Origin of the sequence: Methanobrevibacter sp. V74, from assembly GCF_963082495.1 — an archaeon.
GTDB lineage: Archaea > Methanobacteriota > Methanobacteria > Methanobacteriales > Methanobacteriaceae > Methanocatella.
Genome location: NZ_CAUJAN010000004.1, coordinates 180,532 through 198,069 on the forward strand (window position 1 = coordinate 180,532; position 17,538 = coordinate 198,069).

Below are 17,538 nucleotides of genomic sequence, written 5' to 3' on the forward strand. Positions count from 1 at the left end.
AACTTATCTAATCAAATAACTACTTTTAAATAATAGTTCAAATAAACTCAAATCATATTAGCTATGCTAATAGCAAATAAAAGGAGATAATAAAATGACTATATATGTTTGTTTACATTGCGAATACAGGTTCGATTCTGAAAAAGGGGACCCGGAATACAACATTCCTGCTGGAGCAACCCCTGCAGATATGCCGGATGACTGGGTTTGCCCAGAATGCGCTGCATTAGGTATTGATGCATTTATTGCAGAAGAAGAATAAATATTCTTCTTCATATTATTTTTTATAAAAAAATTATTATTTTTTAAAATAGCTTTTTTTACGTTATATTGATAAATTGTTAAAAATATTTATATAAGTTAATGTTTATAACTATAAAATGTAATTTTATTTACTTTACAAATTTAATATTTATCTTAAACTTAAGTGTGGGAAAATAAAATGACTAGGACAAAGAAATTAATTATAGCAATATTATTAGTTATTCTTGTAGGTCTATTAGCTTCTATTTATGGCGCATTAAATAGTGGTCCTAACCTTTCCGAAGAAAGTAAAGACATATTATTATTAACTGCAGATAAATATGAACAATCTAATGGTGGAGTGGACATGGCATTCATGATTCACTTAGAAAATGGAAGTTTTAAGAACTATACACCAATTTATCCTGGAGGAATGACACATCCAACACAACCCGCTTCGAGTGCTATTGGAGGAGGCAAAATGTATCTTCACGATTGCCTCTATGATGGTGTTGATAAGGGAATGGATTATGCAAAAGAAATTGTTGAATCGAACACCAACTTAACTGCAGATGCAGTAGTTCTTGTTTACGATGAAGGTGTTGACAACATTATTGATTCAATACGTCCATTAAAAGTAAATGGTGTTGAAACAAATCTCACAGCTACAGACATTATTCGTGAAAACGACGCATATAATGGATATGCAGGTAACGAAGCTGTAACTGGAACAATGTCTAGAGCGGATGCAGTAATGGTATTGGTTAAAGCATTAGCACAAGCTGCTGCAGATCCTAATAAAAAAGCAACCATGATAAAAACTGCATTACAAGAATATTCCAATGGAAATATTATAATGAAACCAGAAGGTTCATTTACCAATTTGCTTGCGACAAAAGGTATTGAATCGCTTGGATAATATAAATTTGTCTTTAAAGAACTAAATTATTCTTTAAAGAACTTTTTTTATTTTAATAAAGTTAAAAATACAAATAACCGCTTGTTTTTTAAAAAAAAAAAGAAAAGATGAATCATCATCTTATAAATTTTCATTAATGATTTTAATACATGCCTCTTTAATCTCTAAAGCTCTAGCGTCATCACGAGATTCAAGAGTTATTCTAATATAATCTTCTGTTCCAGAAGGCCTTACTAAAACCCAACTATCATCTGAAAATGTTAATCTGAATCCATCTAAAGAGTTTACATCAACAATATCATCAAAAGAATTTTTTAGCAGTTCTTCCATATTCTCCATTATTTTAACTTTAGCCTCTTTTGAGCAAGTTATTTTTTCACGGACGTTTGGATAAGACGGGATTTGTGCTAATAGGTCCGATAGATTACCATCTCTTGAAACGATTTCGGCCATTCTTAAACCGGACAATATTCCATCAGGACACATACAGAAGTCAGGATGCAGCCAAGTTCCGGATGGTTCCCCCCCAAATGCCGCATCTTTTTCAATGATTGCTTCAGCTACATTGACATCTCCAACAGGAGTTCTAATAACTTCTCCCTTTACAGATTCGTCCATGCATAAACCTGCATCAACAGTAGTAACAATGTTTCCTTCGAACTCTTTTGAAATTAATGCTAAAAGAGAATCAAATGGTGAAATATTCCCTTTCTCATCAACTGTAATCATCCTATCTGCATCACCGTCGTGAGCAATTCCAAGATCTGCACCAATTGCAACAACAGTTTTCATTAATGTTTGTAAGTTTTCAGCATTAGGTTCTGGGTTGCGACCTGGGAAAAATCCGTCAGGTTGAGAATTAATGGTTGTTACTGCACATCCCGCTTTTCTAAATACTAAAGGTGATATTTCGCTTCCAGCGCCAGATGCGCAATCAATAACAACCTTAAGATCCTTTTTAACATCAACCATACTTACTAAATCATCAATATATTGGCCTTTGATTTCTTCATTAACACTTAATTCACCGACATTATCCCAAGTGACTGAAATATAATCTTTATTAGCATATATCTCTTCAATTTTTCTCTCTTGAGCGGAAGTATATGCCATACCGTTTTTATTCCATAGTTTTATTCCATTATATTGAGAGGGATTGTGAGATGCAGTCAGCATTATTCCAGCATCAGCATCAAGTTTTTCGGTAGCATATCCTACCAACGGTGTTGGAACCATTCCGATTTTAACTACATTTACCCCGCTTTCAAGCAATCCTGCAGCAATAGCCTGATCTAGCATTTTATTTGTTGTTCTTGTATCATAACCGATTACAACAGTGCCTTTATTATCCAAATAATAAGCAATTGATTTTCCAACATTTAATGCAAGTTCGCATGTTACTTCAGAACCGATTTTGCCTCTAATTCCAGAGGTCCCAAAAAGTTTTGCTACCATCTAATTCGCCCCTATGCACCGAACTTATGGGCATAATTCATTAAATCCATCATAATGTTCATAACATCTGATCCACGGATCCTGTTTAATCCACCTTTTGCACAAGCACGTTCAGAGAATTCGCAAACATCATCAACCCTTACTTCAGGACCTCTGATTACAACAGGTACAGGATCGCCAGAGTGATTCATTACTGAAATTGGAGTAGAATGATCAGCAGTTAAGTAAATGTAGACATCTTCAAGTTTTATTAGTTCGCTCATAACAACCTCATCCACTTTTTCAATGAATTCTTTTTTCTCAATTGTCTGACCGTCGTGACCTGCTTCATCTGCTCCATCGATGTTTATTAAGAAAAAATCATATTCTGAGTTTTTGACTTGGTCAACAATGGTATCACGAATATTATATAGGTTAGTATCAATTCCGCCGGTTACATCTTCCATTTCAATAATGTCCATTCCTGCAAATCTTCCGATACCCATGATTAATCCGGTTTCTGCAATACAGGCTGAATTAATTTCATATTTTTCATTTAATGATTCAACAACAGGCACCTCTCCAGCTCCACGTGGAATGACAATATTTGCTGGCGGTTCGCCTTCTTCAATTCTTTTTAAGTTTACAGGGTGATCTTTAACCATTTCATATGTTTTTACAACAACTTTATTTAAAATATCTGCTGTTTTAGCTGCTTGCGGAGTGTCGTCCAAAGCCTTTACTTCTTTTGGTCTGTTTCCTTCTACTTTAGGATCAGCATCACTTACTTTATCAGACAATCCTTCACCCCTAAGTACAAGTACGGCCCTGTGGCCAGTTGATTCTTTAAATATTATTTTAATATCAGGATAATCCTCTAAAACCATAGTATTCAAGACATCTACAATTTCTTTAGTGCCCTCTTTAATTCTTCCAGCACGCCTATCGGTTACAACTAAGTTTTCATCTGCAGTTGAGAAATTACATCTAAATGCAATATCCCCCGGCAATACCTCCAAACCAACGCCATTTGCTTCAAACGGACCTCTTCCAGTATAAACTTCATATGGATTGTATCCTAAGATAGATAAGTGTGCAGTGTCACTTCCAGGAATAATCCCCGGTGCGATTGAATCCATAATACCAGTTATTCCTTCTTCAGCCATCTTATCCATGTTTGGAGTATTTGCTGCTTCAAGAGGTGTTTTATTTCCAAATTCTTTAATTGGACGGTCACCCATACCATCCATGATTAAAATAAGACCTTTCATAAATATATCACCTTTAATAAATTATATTAATATTCTTTTTATTTTTAATAGTTAAATAATTTGTTTAAAACTAATTAATTATTTTTGAATTTAATCATTATGCTTTTTCCATCTTTGAGCTTTAAAAGAAGATTAAATGTTTGCAATTGCATTTGAAATATTGTATACTATGTGGCTCTTGTAAAATGTTTTTCATAAGTTTATTTTAAGTATTGTTATTGAGTTTTATGAATATCTGCAATGCTGTCAAGCTAAGGTTTTTGAATTCATTTTTATGAGTTTCGAGTTTTTGGTTGATTTGGATGTGCTCTCAGATGCATTATTGGATTATATGGATTGATTAAAGACGGCTAGACGAAAGAATGCTTGAAGACAACATGTCGAAGAAGACCCAATGGCAGGTACTTCTATTTAGTGGATGCATGCTTGTTATTGCAGTCGCTTTCTTGTCTTTGTGATTATCAGCTGGAACATGCAGGCAATTGTTAGCGATGATGCAACTCCTATTTCTATGGATCAGCAGACTACAGAAATTGACTCCATCAGGAATTGGATGATGTGCCCGATACAAGTAACTCCTCAGTCAAGGTTATAACGAAATGGGAAAAGTGTACAAAATCAGGCACCCTCATATGGCGAAGGGAGGTTAGATATTTGACCTCTCGAATTCTTATTTTCATGATTAATCATTCAAATACTTAATCATATAATTTATTTTTAATTAAACATTAATGGAATAATTTTGATTCTATTTTTTAATCATGATTTTTTCTAGTAGTTGATATACTGTTTTTTTATTTAATATACAAATATTGGATGTGATTATTATATGGTCAAAACAATTAGAATAAATGAAGACTTTAAACAATTGCTGAAATTGAAAATTGTTGAAACCAGAAAAACACAAGGAAATGAAACTAATCAATAACACAGTACTGGTGGAAGTGCTAAACAGCCTAAAAAAGAACGATTACAAAATCGAACCGGATGAAATAGTAGAAGTCCTGCTAAACCGGGACAAGGTGGTTTTTCTAACAGATAAAGATTATGGAGAAATCCTAAAACTATTTAAATATTACAATCTAGGGGTTAACTACTATGATTGCACTATATTAAACACAATTATGGACAGCACCCTTTCTGTTGCAGTGTCATTCGATTCAGACTTTGATAAAATCCAAGGAATAATAAGAATCTATTTATAAAAATAGCGGGAAATATAATTTATTTCCATCATGCGTTTAAGATTATTAATATCCTCCTTAAGCAAATCCTGTTCCATAGTATTTTACGAAATGTTTACCCCAAAAAATTTCATCACCGATTTCCAATTGTTTCTCTATCCTATGAATATATTCACCAAGCAGAGATCTGGTTTGGCCAAATTTAACCATTCTAAAGATGTATTCTCATATAAATATTATGAGCTTGCCTATATTCTTTAAAATGCTCTTCAAGTAATTTAATCTCATCATGTTCAAGTTTATCTGAAGTTTTCATGAATAGATATTTGTCATTTCAGAGATAAACTTTTCATAATATACTATAACAAAATAAATCTAAATTAATAATATTGCAACAATTGCTCCTACGATAGTTGCAATTAAATTAACATGTTCGTTTGTTAAAAGTCCCTGATTTTCAAATAATGCTCCTAAAATACTATCCATAAAACAACCAATGGTTCCAGAAACTATTGAAACTAAAATTGCAGAGAGAGGATTTTCTAAAATTCCTAAAAAGTATGCTGAAATACCAATAATCGCTGCACCAAAAATCCCAGTTGCCGTTCCCAATACTGAAACCGCGCCATTTGTGCCGGGATCTACTTTTTGCAAAGTTGTAATTAAACGAGGATGAGTATCCAATACACCAATTTCAGAAGCTAGTGTGTCTGCAGTTGCAGTTGCAATAGCCCCAATAAATCCTCCAACGAATGGCAAATAATATCCTCCAAATGCAGCCATAAAACATGCGACCACACCATTTGAGATTACATTTTTAGAAGTTCTCCTTCCTTCAAATTCTCCAAGTGACATTTTATACTTTTTAGAGAATTTTGTGGCAATTAACGACATGACAAGGAATAGAACAATTAATAAAAGCCAGTTCGTACCTGCAGAGAATATAATTATTATTCCCATGACAATCATAACTGCTGAACCAAATAAATCTAGAGATTTTCTTCTATAAGTAATGAAACCTAAAATAAACAAAAGAATAACATAAACCCAATTTATCATTAAAAATCCGAACATTATTACCACAACTTTCTATAAGTATTTGTTAAAAATAATATAAAAAGATTTTTAAACCTTGTAGAAAGCATGTTAAAATTTTGATGAATATCGAATTTTTTTGCTTGTTTTATTTAAATAATCATTTTAAATGGTTTTTTCTTATTTTTAACATGTTTTTATTGATTACTCTTTTTCACTTGCACTTTTACTTTTGAGAAAATTTTTTCATATCTCGCCTTGATTTTAATTTTAAGCTATTTGATTACTTTAATTTTTTTACACTTGAATTAATACATGACATTATTTAAAAAACCTAATAATAAATTATAAATATGCATAATTGAGAATAATTATTAATATAAATAAAAAAATAAACTATTTCCACATTATTATTTAAATTCAGGAATGTTAACTCTTTTAATTTTAGGATTAATATTAATGGAAAAAGTAAAGATGAAAAACTATTTGAACTTGGTCAAAATCAAAATAATTACTTGACTTTGTTGAATTAACATTCAACTATTGAAAAATGGATATTACAAAGCATTCCTGTGATAGCAACCATATAATACAATCAATCACAATTACACACCATTTTAGCGATGCAAACTTACTTGAAACAATAGAAATTTAGAAGTTTCAGATAAAATAACCCAATTTGAAACTTAAAAAGTTACCCCATTACATAACAATCCCAAAATTCTTTTTAATAATGTCAGACACAAGATTAAAAGAGTTAAACAAATTAATCCTATACCTACATCAATAGATTGTAAATTAGCAGTAATTTATGAGACAGGACATATAAGTGACTATGCAGACCAATATTATGTAAAATAAGATGAAAAATCTAAAAAAGCTAAATTAAAAACCATATTTCAATTGATGTCAACACAAGAATAATTTTAAATTATTCGGCAAATTGAGATTCAAAATACGGCACACAATTCATAATATCTTCTATAATGCAATTAAAACAAATTCAACCACATTTATATACGGGCATATAAAGCTTATGATTCATAACTCATAAAAAAATGCATAAATTAAGAATTAGGAGCATTTAACCATACCATTAAAAAAGATATAACCGGACATTATCTGCTAAATTGTACTAACCCATCTGGTACCACATATACCCAAAAAATGAATGTGGAAAGTAGATATATGTAATAAAAAAAAGATTAAACATAGCAACTATAGCCGAAGCACAACCTTCAAAATAAAGAAACAAAACTCAAAGATGTATTCTATAACATTTACATAGCAATACAAATATTTTAAAGAAGGTTTCTACAAGGTTTATTTTAATATATTAATAAACTACATTTTTTACATAACGGTGGATGCATTGAAAATCAAATTAGTTTTTTAACTTTGCATAAAATCCGCCCAACCGTTTTTAAAACTACTATACTATATCATGTTTGCCAAAATTATTCTTAAGTTAGTTTGTGAAGTCTTTTAAACTAATAAAACAATTTAAACATTGAAATGTTAGAAACAACTCTTTTTTTGACTCCCAAATAGTTCCAAATATAAAATCAACAATAAAAAGAAACAAGATTATTATTTTAAAACCACATATTTAGTAAGAAAATAAAAAACATGAAAAATCATCAGGCATTATGCTTCATAATCACTAATGAAACTTTTAAAATTAAAAATAGTTAAAAATTAAGTAGTTTCAGCCAATATCAAATGACCTGCAGAAAGATAAAAGATGATAAAAAAAAGAATAAAGTTAAGTAATTTAGTTAATTACTTTACTTTTGATAATTTCCACTCTTTTAAGTGGGTAGATTTTTTTAGCATTGTGATAAATTTCAGATGCTAATTTACCGTTTACACAAACATTTACCAAATCGTCAAAGGATTTTTCAGCAGCTGCATCAATGAGTAAATCTTCAATAGTTCTTCTCATGTATCTTTGTTGGGAAGATTTAGCTCTTCTAGTAGTTACAGCTAAAACGTGTAATTTTAATTTATAATTATCTTTGGTTTTAACTACTGTGGAAGCATCGATTCTGGAAGTTCCTCTTCTAATCATACTTCTTACATAATCAGTAGTGGTTTTGTGACCTGTGAATTTGGTGTTTGCAACATTGCCTGCAACATTGTCAATTTCAAATCTGAGTTTGATGTATTGTTTTGAGAAGTCTCCGGTTAATTCCCTCATGGTAACTTCCACACCTCTTCCAATGAGAAAATCTGGATCCCTAGATGGAGTTTCTCCAATTTCTTTATCTTCAAAGTTCACTGGTGTTTTAATAGTATACCAGGATTTTTCTTTCCATGTATCACGTACTCTACGTCTTGCTTTTGCTTTTGCCATTATATCTATCCTATAAATTTAATCTATAATATTAGCGTTGCGCCATTAAAATTTTAAAACTAGCCTTAACTAAATTGTAAAAATGATTTCAAATAAGTATAAATTTACAATCGTTAAAGAAACTCATGTGAGTTAATCTCACGTTATTTTAAGTAAATATTTTAAATAAAGTTTTAATTTATAAAACCCGCCAATAAAGGTTATAATTACTTATTTTATTCATAATATATAAAAGTTTTTGAATTTTAAAAATATAGGAAAAATTTTTGAAAAATAAAAAATAATAAAATTTTTAAAAGTTATTTATGATCATGTAAAAAAAGAAGCAAATATCTTAGATTTAAAAACCAAGTGCCGACATTTAGTTTTTCATGAAATTTACATGATCAATATATCTCTTCAAAACCTCTTCAATTGGCCCTTCATCCATGACCAATTTAACATCAGCATCGTCTGCTTTGATTTTAGATTTAAAACCATATTGAACTGAAATTATAGCATCACAATCCTTGCAAGCTTGAATTACTTTTCCGCCTTGATGTTTTGAATCATCAGAAATTTCTAATTCACGTTTTTCAACAAAATCCATGTCATCATAAACGTATATGGTTTTACCCTTTCCAAGATGAGTGTCAACATTTTTACCATCAGATGATACCACCGCCAAACGCATTTTGAAATCCTCCATTTTAATTAAATAATAATACAATTATAATACCACTTACACTCCAGCACCTTGCAATGCATGAAGACAACTGCAATCTTCCTCATCATCAACATTTTTTATGAAGTTATATATTAATTCATATAGGTCAACTTCTTTTTGAGCAAGCATCTCAAATACCTCATCTATCGTAAGCTCATTTTCAGAAATTCCAGAAGCGTAATTTGACACTATGCAAATGGAATTATAACAAATTTCTCTTTCACGGGCCAAGGTAACTTCAGGAAGTCCAGTCATTCCAACAATATCCCCCCCAAGCATTTTAAACATTTTAATCTCGGCAGGTGTTTCGAATCTGGGCCCTTCAGTGCAAACATAAATTCCCCCCAATATTACATCCCCTGAAGCATCTAAAACATTAGCCAAACTAGGACAATAAGGCTCTGTAACATCAATATGAACCACACAATCTTCATAGAAAGTTTTATCCCTGTTTTGTGAGAAATCTAAAAAATCATCTGGAACAACAAAAGATCCCGGAGGCATGTCCTTATTCATTGAACCAACAGAGTTAGTAGCTATTACCTTTGTAACCCCAACATTTTTAAGTGCATCAATATTTGCACGATAATTGATTTTATGTGGAGGAATAGAATGTCCAGAAGCATGACGAGGAATAAAAGCCACTTTTTTAGAACATATATCTAAAATGGATACCTCAACATTCCCATATTCAGTTTTGACTAACTCATTTTTACAAAAGTCGGCTTTTTGAGCAATTTCATAAACTCCGCTGCCTCCAATAATACCTATCATTGCAATCATCCTTTGCAAACGGACAACGGTTTTACTTTTGCAACCAATTTTGCAATACCTGTACTGTCAGAAACCCTAACTACTGAATCTACATCTTTATAAGCTCCAGGAGCTTCCTCTTCAATGACATGCTTACTGCTAGCTTTGACTTTAATACCTTTTGATGCTAAATCGTCAGTGATTTCATCTGCATCATAATCCTTCTTAGCTCTGGAACGTGACAGGATCCTGCCGGCTCCATGAGCTGTAGAACCAAATGTTTCCCCCATTGCAGTTTCGCTACCATACAATACATATGATGCAGTTCCCATTGTACCTGGAATTAAAACGGGCTGTCCCACATCCCTATATTTTTCAGGGACTTCCTCCCTTCCAGGACCGAATGCTCTTGTTGCTCCTTTACGGTGAACTATGACCTCTTCTTCGCGATTATAAATTTTATGGGTTTCCAATTTTGCAATATTGTGAGCCACATCATAAAGAATGCTCATTTCCATTTCTTTTGCAGATTTGCCTAAGACCTCTTCAAAAGTTTCCCTAATCCAATGAGTTATCATTTGTCTATTAGCCCATGCATAATTAGCCGCAGCAGACATTGCCTTAATATAATTATGTGCTTCTTTTGAATCAAGTGGAGCGCAAGCCAATTGCCTATCTGCAATATTAATTTTATAATTTTTATAAGTCTTATCCATTATTCTTAAATAATCAGAGCATACCTGATGTCCGCAGCCTCTTGAACCTGTGTGAACCATAACAACAATCATTCCTTTTTCAAGCCCAAATACTTCTGCAACTTCTTCATCATAGATTTCATCCACAATTTGAATTTCTAAAAAATGATTGCCTGAACCAAGTGAACCCAATTGTGGAATACCTCTTTTTTTAGCCTTATCAGAAACGATACTTGAATCGGCATCCTCCATCTTACCATTTTCTTCTAAAACTTCTAAATCTTCAGCCCATCCGTATCCATTATCTACAGCCCATTCAGCACCATAATCAAGTACATCGTTAATTTCATTTTCTTTCAGTCTGATTTTGCCTTTGCTGCCTACACCTGAAGGGATGTTTTCAAATAACTTTTCTGTAAGTTCATCTAGGCTATCTTCAATATCCTCCAATGCCAGATTTGATTTGATTAATCTGACTCCGCAGTTAATGTCAAATCCAACCCCTCCAGGAGATACGACACCATTTCTTATACTGAATGCTGCAACTCCCCCTATCGGAAATCCATATCCGAAATGAATATCAGGCAATCCTATTGCATATCTTTGAACACCTGGAAGACATGCCACATTAACAATTTGTTCAATAGCTCCCTCTTCCAAATCGTCAATGTATTCATCTGCAATATAAAATCTTCCAGAAGCCCTCATAGATTTGTTATAAGAACCCGGAATCTCATAAACATTATCTCTCACTTTTTTAATTTCGTCTTTAATTGTCATAGTATCACAAAAAATATAATTGCTTTTATATATATTATTGGCATTTAAATAAGGTTTTCTAAAAAATCATTTTCTAAATAATGATGAAACACCTGCAAGAAGTAAAAATATCGCACTTATCACATTAATATAATCAGATCCAAGAATAACGAACATAGTTGCGATTATAAAACCAATACCTGCAATCTCAGCATTTTTTCTAACATAATATGTTGAAGCAATACCTAAAAATGATGCAACGACTGCAATTAATCCTAAAAAAGGAGTATGTGCATTGGTTGGAACACTTCCAAGGAATATTAAAAAGGAACCTGAGAATATTCCGACTAGTGAACCAACAATACCCAATATCATTTCAAAAATTCTTGAGATGCTTTTAGTTCTTTTCATGATAATAAATTTATAAGGGATATTATAAATACTTTAAAAATCCCCTTCTTCATTGTTGTCAAAAAAATAGCTTTCCCTGACTTCGATTTTGGTCCTGCCCTGCAGGGTGTCTATGGTGTCCATGTTCAGTCCGATTTCACGAAGCTGGCTTGCATGGAATTTTTTCAGCATGTGGATAGGGAAGCGGTTGTTGTATCCACCTTTTCCCAGTCAAAGCTGGTTGTTGATTGTTCTGAACTTTTTGATGAAATGCTGTTCTCTGATTTTAAACAGTTGGGAGTCCGGTTGCAGATACCTGTTTTCGCTTAAAATGTAATTGATTATTTCAACTGTTGCTTCAGCTGCAGCAGGTGTAATAATACTTGTTTATTTTCTGCCTTTTAAGATAAAAGAGTGGCAAGATTGCCTGATTGTCTTTCATCCTTTTGAGTGTTTCATAGATGTCATCGATTGTGGCAGTCCTCGGTGGCTTTGATGAATTCACACTGTAAGGTTCAGTGTTTCCATTCTTGCACAGCTGATGAGCTCATGAATAGGATTATTGACTTCATGAGAGGAATGGATATTTTCAAAGCTTTTTTGATGATGTTTTTGTCAGGCAAGTCTTTAAAGCTGATTGCCACTTCATCTATGTTTTTGGTGCTGATTGGAAACAATGGACGTATCTCTATTTCTAAATGTCTGTAGAATGCCAAGAGTTTGCTGAATATGCTTTTGGTTGTGGAGCATGCGTGTTTTTCGTATAGGTATGCCCTGAAGCCCAATAGTCTTTTCTTAGAGTTCTGTATTTCCAGCGTCTTTCTTCTTCTTTTTCAGCCTCATCAAGGAGTTCCGCCCTGTTTTTTCATTGTAATTGGAGCATTCATGCTTTATGAAAATACTTCCTATGAAACTAATTATAAGTCAACAATAACCTGAAGCTCAACATGGTCTGTTTTTCTAACCTCCATTTTATGAAATGTTATTGCTTTTATTTCTGTTTTTCGCTCATGTTTATTCCAATTTATGGTTTCTCCTTTAATTTTAGCTTTTAGGTGTAAATTATCACTAATCTCAACATGAAATTCACTAAACAGCATGAATTTGATTTCATGATAGAACAGCAGCTCCTCCAAATAATCATATAAAAGAGATACTTCATCTTCTGAGGTTATTTCGAATTCAATTTCATTTAAAGGTTCTATATTTGAAGTATCAGATATTATATTAAAAATAGCCAGTCCCGCATTTTCAAATGCTTCGGTTATATCCATTCCATAAGATGTAAATCCAATATCTGCCGTGGCTTCAAAATATTCATAATTTTTCATGTGATTACCTCAAAAATAATATTCTTCAAATGCTCTCTATCTCTTTTTTTATATATGGATTTTAAACAATTTAAGATTAGGGATTAAAATGTTAGGCAATAAAGACACCTCAATTAAAGTAGATTTAAGAAAAAGAAATTCATTAAAAGACGAAATAATATATCACAATATAGACATTCAATCTTGCATGGTAATGCTTGTAGTAATAGCAGCATTACTTTTCTCTGTTATTTCAATTGTAGCAGCTCAAGCTCCAGTAGTATAACCTGGAGCATTAAATAGATGCCAAACCCTTAGTTGCACATTAGACTATGAGCTTGCCATGCAAAAAACTATACTCTAATGTTTAAAAACTAATTTCCAGTTACAGGAAAGGCTATTAAAAATCATAGTCCTTGGGGTTGAAACGCAATATAATTTCCCTAGAATTTCCTACAGCCCCTTTTCCTGTAAATTTGGTATCTATTAATCTTACAAATTCTAATTTGTCAACCACCCTATTAAATGAAGAGTAACTTGATCCTGTTTTTTCTTTATATATTTCGGACATCTCGCCAATAGTGTGCCTTCCTTCATTTTCAGAAATGAACTTTAAAACATCTTTTTCTGTATCGGTTAAAGTTTTTAATGTTTGAGATATGTTAACAGATACAAGTGAATCAATAGCCTTATCAAAATGTTCTTGAGCAATTTTACGGCTTGCATCAGCTTCAGCAATATTTCCGCAACTTCTCAAAAGATTAATTCCAACTCTCAAATCACCATTTTCAAAAGTGTACATAGCAACCTGCTCCAGGATATCATCAGAGACAACATCTGGGAAAAAACCTGCCTTAACCCTGTCACGTAAGATATCCTCTATTTCCGAGTAGGAATATAATGGGAATATTATTTCCTGAGGAATGAATACCGTAGTTACGTTTTTATCAAAAGCATATTTGAATTCCAAATCTGACAGGATTGCAAAAATAGATGTTTTTACACCAGGATACTCCTCATATGCCCTGAGCAAATCATATACTACTTTGTTAGCATTTTTTGATTGGAACAAATAGTTAATATCATCTAGCGCTACAACCAGAGATTTTCCGGTTTTTTGAAGTTCTTTCATTATTTGGCCATAGATTCTTGAAAATGGAACACCTGTTTCAGGTGGAATGTGTCCGAAGATTTTTTTATATATTTGTGAAAATATTCCAAAGCGTGTTGTGTGTAGCTGACAGTTAATATAAATGCACAATACTTTTTCTGTTGTCTTTTCGACTAACTCAAATACTTTTTTAATTGCTGTTGTCTTTCCAGTAGCAGGTGAGCCTAGGACTGTTGCATTTGATGGTTTTCCTCCCCGGATAGCTGGCCTTATTGACATTGCCATTGCTTCCATTTGAGTGTCTCTAAAATTATAGTTAGGAGGGAAATAATCTGGATCAAATGCGTTTATGTCTTGAAAAAGACTTTCATCATACATTAAAATATCTTCGATTCCCATGTTATCATATTATATTGTTTTATTATAAAACGATTATTATCTAGACAAGTTAACTATATCCACATCTTCATTGTCAATTATCCATTGTGTGAATTTCTCGGCGTAATACAGTTTTTTCTTTTTAAAGTCGTCTGCTTTGGCCAATGAAGTTTCTATATTGGGTCTTGAGTATTTGGTTATGATTTCACCGAAATCCATACCTGCAAGGGTGATTTCCTTTGCATTAAGTGCAACTGCTAAAAATAATGCCCTATCCCCATCGCTGAATCCTCCAAAGTTGTAAAGATTTCCAATTGGTTGGGATTGTGTAGTTCCAAGCACGCTTGTAAAGAATTTTGTTAAATTTGCAATTTTATCAATATTGTCCCCATGGGCATGGATTACAATGTTTGCTCCCCTAAAGTTAGCAAGCAATATGTCATCAAGATTTCCATCCAAATCCGTGGTGATTATGTCCGGTGCGATTTTCTCTTCAATCAGTGCAGTTGTTGCACCATCAGCTGCAACCAAAACATAATCTTTTAAATCATAGTTTTCCTTAAAGAATTTTACATGCTCTTTTAGAGATGGTCCTGCGCCAAATATGATGTATTTATCTGAAAAATCAACAAATTGAGACAGGGCATCTAAAGTTAAGCAGCCTTCACTTGATAAAATTTCGTCCAGCAGCAGTGCGGATTTCTCATCATTTTCACGCAAAAATCCCAAATCCTCAAGAATTTCCGTATAGTATTTTTCCCAAAGTCCAAAATCCATGGTTAAAACCTCATTATATTATATTTAAATTTTTGATTTATTAATCTATTTATTTGCAACCTTAATCTCAGAGCCTGTAATATAAGTATGCAAATTATTAATTTGTCTTAATGTAAATCCGACCATAAAAGCAGATATTACTGTTCCAATATTCACTGCCCCTAAAATGTTTGTATACCACAATCCACACATTATAAGCGATATCACAACCATCACCGCATCAAAAGCAATTTTTATAGTTGAAAATCTCCAGCCGCTTACGATTGCAATAGCTTCCACACATCCTTCACCAGGAAGTGGGGCAATATCAGCAGGCATATAGACAAATATTCCCAATGCTGTTAGGAATATACTTAAAATTAAAAATAGAATACTCATTTCTATTGATCCGTCAAACGGGATTAAAGAAACTGTGTTTAGTGCCAAATCAGAAAAATATCCAAATAACACGCAGTTAATCAGCTGCAATAATCTTTTTTTGTGAAATTTTGAGCGCAAAATGATGAACTGGATTAAAATTAAAGCTGTGTTAAAGATGAATGTTGTAATTCCAAGGCTGATGTTTGTTATTAAAACCAACGAATAAGAAATAGAGCTTATAGGAGTTGTTCCATATGCAGAAATTATTGCAAATGCCACACCAAATGACATCATTAGCAACCCAAAAGCAAATGAACAAATCCTTTTTATCATGATATAAGATATACCTTACATCATTTTTAAATCCAGATGATTTGGCCGAAAAGACTAAGTTGCCCAATAATTGGAGCTGGCGCTGATTCAAAAATACATTTGAAAAATCACTTAATGTTAACTTTTAAGCCACAAATTCCATACTAACAATCAGTTTTAAACAAACAGGAAGATTAATAATATTTTATTGCACAGCATAGTAAAATCGATATGTGAACATGTTCATTATTGAATAAATTATATATTGAAAATATTTAATAAGTATAAAAATTAAAGATAGTAATGGCTAGAAAAGCTTATTACAATTGGAGGATATTTAATGAACGATATTTTGTTAATGCTTCCCGGACCAACAACAGTGCATCCTAGAGTACTCAATGCAATGTCACAGGCTGTTGTTAACCACAGAGGAGCTAAATACAGTAAAATCTTAACCGAAACTACTGAATTAATGAGCAAGGTTTTCCAAACTCAAAATGATTCTTATTTATTAACTGGATCCGGAACTGCAGCAATGGAAGCAGGCATTGCCAATACTGTAGCCCTTGGAGAAAAAATGTTAAATGTTGTAGGTGGAAAATTCGGAGAACGTTTCATGAAAATCGCTGAAACTCATGGAATCGATGCTCAAGAATTAGCAGTTGAGTGGGGAACTGCTGTAACACCCAAAGCAATCGAAGAAGCCCTTGAAGCTGATGAAGATATTAAAGCTGTAAGTGTTATCCACAATGAAACTTCCACAGGTGTGGCAGCACCTATCGAGGAAATTGGTAAAGTAATGAAAAATTATGATGCATTATACATTGTCGATACCGTATCTTCACTTGCAGGAGATGAAGTGAAGGTTGATAAATTCGGCATTGATGTTTGTCTTACCGGATCACAAAAATGTATTGCTGCGCCGCCAGGAATGGGAGCAATTACCTTAAGTGACGATGCTTGGGCGGCTGTTGATAAAGTAGAAAGCAACACTTTCTATTTGGATATGAAAGCGGCACGTAAAAGCGGGAATAAAGTGCCTCCTGAAACACCATACACCCCTTCCGTTTCACTTACATATGCAATGAATGAAGCTTTAAAAATGATTATGGAAGAGGGAATAGAAAACAGAGTTGCTCGCCACCACAAAGCTGCTAAAGCTAGTGTTGATGCAGTAAAGGCATTGGGGCTTGAATTGTTCGCTGACGAGGAAGTTTCTTCCGCAACTGTAACTGCCGTCAAAATACCTGAAGGAATTGCCGATGCTGAATTTAGAGGAACCACCCGTGACAAATATGGTGTTGAATTAGCTGGCGGTCAAGATCACTTAAAAGGAAACGTTTTCAGAATTGGACACATGGGTAATGTTTCATATAAAGAATTAACTCAGACTTTTGCTGCTATTGGCATGACTTTAAAAGGTTTAGGAGTTATTGATGAAGCTGGTGCCGGTGTAGCATCTATTGCAGAATCATACTTATGATTCTGATTTTTTTCTTTTTTTATTCAGTTTGATGTAACATATTTTTTATAGTAAGTTATAAG

The 17,538-nt window shown here is 32.9% G+C and carries 17 protein-coding genes; 5 read left to right on the forward strand and 12 right to left on the reverse strand.

Features of this window, described 5'->3' with window-relative positions; genetic code table 11:
• Positions 1-94 precede the first annotated feature (94 nt).
• Positions 95-262, forward strand: a complete 168-nt coding sequence (locus Q9969_RS08005; RefSeq protein ID WP_305512471.1) for a rubredoxin — start codon at positions 95-97, stop codon at positions 260-262.
• Positions 263-442: 180 nt separating this feature from the next.
• The gene (locus Q9969_RS08010) at positions 443-1,162 is read left to right on the forward strand and encodes a DUF4012 domain-containing protein (RefSeq protein WP_305512473.1); all 720 of its coding nucleotides are present in this window, start codon (positions 443-445) and stop codon (positions 1,160-1,162) included.
• A gap of 120 nt (positions 1,163-1,282) precedes the next feature.
• Here the strand turns inward: Q9969_RS08010 and glmM are convergent, their stop codons facing one another.
• Both glmM and Q9969_RS08020 read right to left on the reverse strand, forming a co-directional pair.
• On the reverse strand, positions 1,283-2,617 hold the full coding sequence (gene glmM, locus Q9969_RS08015; RefSeq protein WP_305556111.1) for a phosphoglucosamine mutase: 1,335 nt from the start codon (positions 2,615-2,617) through the stop codon (positions 1,283-1,285).
• A gap of 11 nt (positions 2,618-2,628) precedes the next feature.
• Positions 2,629-3,867 (reverse strand): 2,3-bisphosphoglycerate-independent phosphoglycerate mutase, encoded by a 1,239-nt coding sequence (locus Q9969_RS08020; RefSeq protein WP_305515655.1) that lies wholly within the window; start codon positions 3,865-3,867, stop codon positions 2,629-2,631.
• Positions 3,868-4,778: 911 nt separating this feature from the next.
• Here Q9969_RS08020 and Q9969_RS08025 point away from each other — a divergent pair.
• The gene (locus Q9969_RS08025) at positions 4,779-5,072 is read left to right on the forward strand and encodes a PIN domain-containing protein (RefSeq protein WP_305556830.1); all 294 of its coding nucleotides are present in this window, start codon (positions 4,779-4,781) and stop codon (positions 5,070-5,072) included.
• 354 nt (positions 5,073-5,426) lie between these two features.
• Here Q9969_RS08025 and Q9969_RS08030 read toward each other — a convergent pair whose 3' ends face one another.
• The 7 genes from Q9969_RS08030 to Q9969_RS08060 all read right to left on the reverse strand — a co-directional run bounded on the left by Q9969_RS08030 (position 5,427) and on the right by Q9969_RS08060 (position 13,076).
• Entirely contained in the window at positions 5,427-6,128 is a 702-nt protein-coding gene (locus Q9969_RS08030) for a TIGR00297 family protein (RefSeq protein WP_305515687.1), read from the reverse strand.
• 1,732 nt (positions 6,129-7,860) lie between these two features.
• Positions 7,861-8,442, reverse strand: a complete 582-nt coding sequence (locus Q9969_RS08035) for a 30S ribosomal protein S3ae (RefSeq protein WP_305515115.1) — start codon at positions 8,440-8,442, stop codon at positions 7,861-7,863.
• 361 nt (positions 8,443-8,803) lie between these two features.
• Positions 8,804-9,151 (reverse strand): NifB/NifX family molybdenum-iron cluster-binding protein, encoded by a 348-nt coding sequence (locus tag Q9969_RS08040; protein ID WP_305556114.1) that lies wholly within the window; start codon positions 9,149-9,151, stop codon positions 8,804-8,806.
• 12 nt (positions 9,152-9,163) lie between these two features.
• Positions 9,164-9,922, reverse strand: a complete 759-nt coding sequence (gene mtnP, locus Q9969_RS08045; protein WP_305515118.1) for an S-methyl-5'-thioadenosine phosphorylase — start codon at positions 9,920-9,922, stop codon at positions 9,164-9,166.
• A 5-nt stretch (positions 9,923-9,927) separates the two neighbouring features.
• A complete protein-coding gene (locus Q9969_RS08050; RefSeq protein WP_305556117.1) occupies positions 9,928-11,376 on the reverse strand; it encodes an RtcB family protein in 1,449 nt (482 codons plus the stop codon).
• Between the two features lie 66 nt (positions 11,377-11,442).
• Positions 11,443-11,766: a hypothetical protein gene (locus Q9969_RS08055; RefSeq protein WP_305515121.1), complete on the reverse strand. Its 324-nt coding sequence runs from the start codon at positions 11,764-11,766 to the stop codon at positions 11,443-11,445.
• A gap of 896 nt (positions 11,767-12,662) precedes the next feature.
• Positions 12,663-13,076 carry an archease gene (locus Q9969_RS08060; protein WP_305515125.1) on the reverse strand — a complete coding sequence of 138 codons (414 nt, stop codon included), beginning with the start codon at positions 13,074-13,076 and terminating at the stop codon, positions 12,663-12,665.
• 88 nt (positions 13,077-13,164) lie between these two features.
• Here Q9969_RS08060 and Q9969_RS08065 point away from each other — a divergent pair, with 88 nt between their 5' ends.
• Positions 13,165-13,341: a hypothetical protein gene (locus tag Q9969_RS08065; protein WP_305515126.1), complete on the forward strand. Its 177-nt coding sequence runs from the start codon at positions 13,165-13,167 to the stop codon at positions 13,339-13,341.
• A gap of 114 nt (positions 13,342-13,455) precedes the next feature.
• Here the strand turns inward: Q9969_RS08065 and Q9969_RS08070 are convergent, their stop codons facing one another.
• From Q9969_RS08070 to Q9969_RS08080, 3 genes are read right to left on the reverse strand one after another with little or no spacing between them, the layout of a single operon-like run.
• Positions 13,456-14,565, reverse strand: coding sequence for an ORC1-type DNA replication protein (locus Q9969_RS08070; RefSeq protein ID WP_305556120.1), 1,110 nt, complete (start codon positions 14,563-14,565; stop codon positions 13,456-13,458).
• Positions 14,566-14,601: 36 nt separating this feature from the next.
• The gene (locus Q9969_RS08075) at positions 14,602-15,321 is read right to left on the reverse strand and encodes a 6-hydroxymethylpterin diphosphokinase MptE-like protein (protein WP_305556123.1); all 720 of its coding nucleotides are present in this window, start codon (positions 15,319-15,321) and stop codon (positions 14,602-14,604) included.
• Positions 15,322-15,366: 45 nt separating this feature from the next.
• Positions 15,367-15,975 carry a DUF6198 family protein gene (locus Q9969_RS08080; RefSeq protein ID WP_305515132.1) on the reverse strand — a complete coding sequence of 203 codons (609 nt, stop codon included), beginning with the start codon at positions 15,973-15,975 and terminating at the stop codon, positions 15,367-15,369.
• A 358-nt stretch (positions 15,976-16,333) separates the two neighbouring features.
• On the opposite strand from Q9969_RS08080, the gene Q9969_RS08085 reads away from it, so the two are divergent.
• Positions 16,334-17,476 (forward strand): alanine--glyoxylate aminotransferase family protein, encoded by a 1,143-nt coding sequence (locus Q9969_RS08085; RefSeq protein ID WP_305515134.1) that lies wholly within the window; start codon positions 16,334-16,336, stop codon positions 17,474-17,476.
• Positions 17,477-17,538: the final 62 nt, after the last annotated feature.

Coding starts and splice junctions, on each gene's coding strand:
- Q9969_RS08005 (WP_305512471.1), top strand. CDS start 95: ATGACTATATATGTTTGTTTACATTGCGAATACAGGTTCGATTCTGAA.
- Q9969_RS08010 (WP_305512473.1), top strand. CDS start 443: ATGACTAGGACAAAGAAATTAATTATAGCAATATTATTAGTTATTCTT.
- glmM (WP_305556111.1), bottom strand. CDS start 2,617: ATGGTAGCAAAACTTTTTGGGACCTCTGGAATTAGAGGCAAAATCGGT.
- Q9969_RS08020 (WP_305515655.1), bottom strand. CDS start 3,867: ATGAAAGGTCTTATTTTAATCATGGATGGTATGGGTGACCGTCCAATT.
- Q9969_RS08025 (WP_305556830.1), top strand. CDS start 4,779: ATGAAACTAATCAATAACACAGTACTGGTGGAAGTGCTAAACAGCCTA.
- Q9969_RS08035 (WP_305515115.1), bottom strand. CDS start 8,442: ATGGCAAAAGCAAAAGCAAGACGTAGAGTACGTGATACATGGAAAGAA.
- mtnP (WP_305515118.1), bottom strand. CDS start 9,922: ATGATAGGTATTATTGGAGGCAGCGGAGTTTATGAAATTGCTCAAAAA.
- Q9969_RS08050 (WP_305556117.1), bottom strand. CDS start 11,376: ATGACAATTAAAGACGAAATTAAAAAAGTGAGAGATAATGTTTATGAG.
- Q9969_RS08055 (WP_305515121.1), bottom strand. CDS start 11,766: ATGAAAAGAACTAAAAGCATCTCAAGAATTTTTGAAATGATATTGGGT.
- Q9969_RS08060 (WP_305515125.1), bottom strand. CDS start 13,076: ATGAAAAATTATGAATATTTTGAAGCCACGGCAGATATTGGATTTACA.
- Q9969_RS08065 (WP_305515126.1), top strand. CDS start 13,165: ATGTTAGGCAATAAAGACACCTCAATTAAAGTAGATTTAAGAAAAAGA.
- Q9969_RS08070 (WP_305556120.1), bottom strand. CDS start 14,565: ATGGGAATCGAAGATATTTTAATGTATGATGAAAGTCTTTTTCAAGAC.
- Q9969_RS08075 (WP_305556123.1), bottom strand. CDS start 15,321: ATGGATTTTGGACTTTGGGAAAAATACTATACGGAAATTCTTGAGGAT.
- Q9969_RS08080 (WP_305515132.1), bottom strand. CDS start 15,975: ATGATGTCATTTGGTGTGGCATTTGCAATAATTTCTGCATATGGAACA.
- Q9969_RS08085 (WP_305515134.1), top strand. CDS start 16,334: ATGAACGATATTTTGTTAATGCTTCCCGGACCAACAACAGTGCATCCT.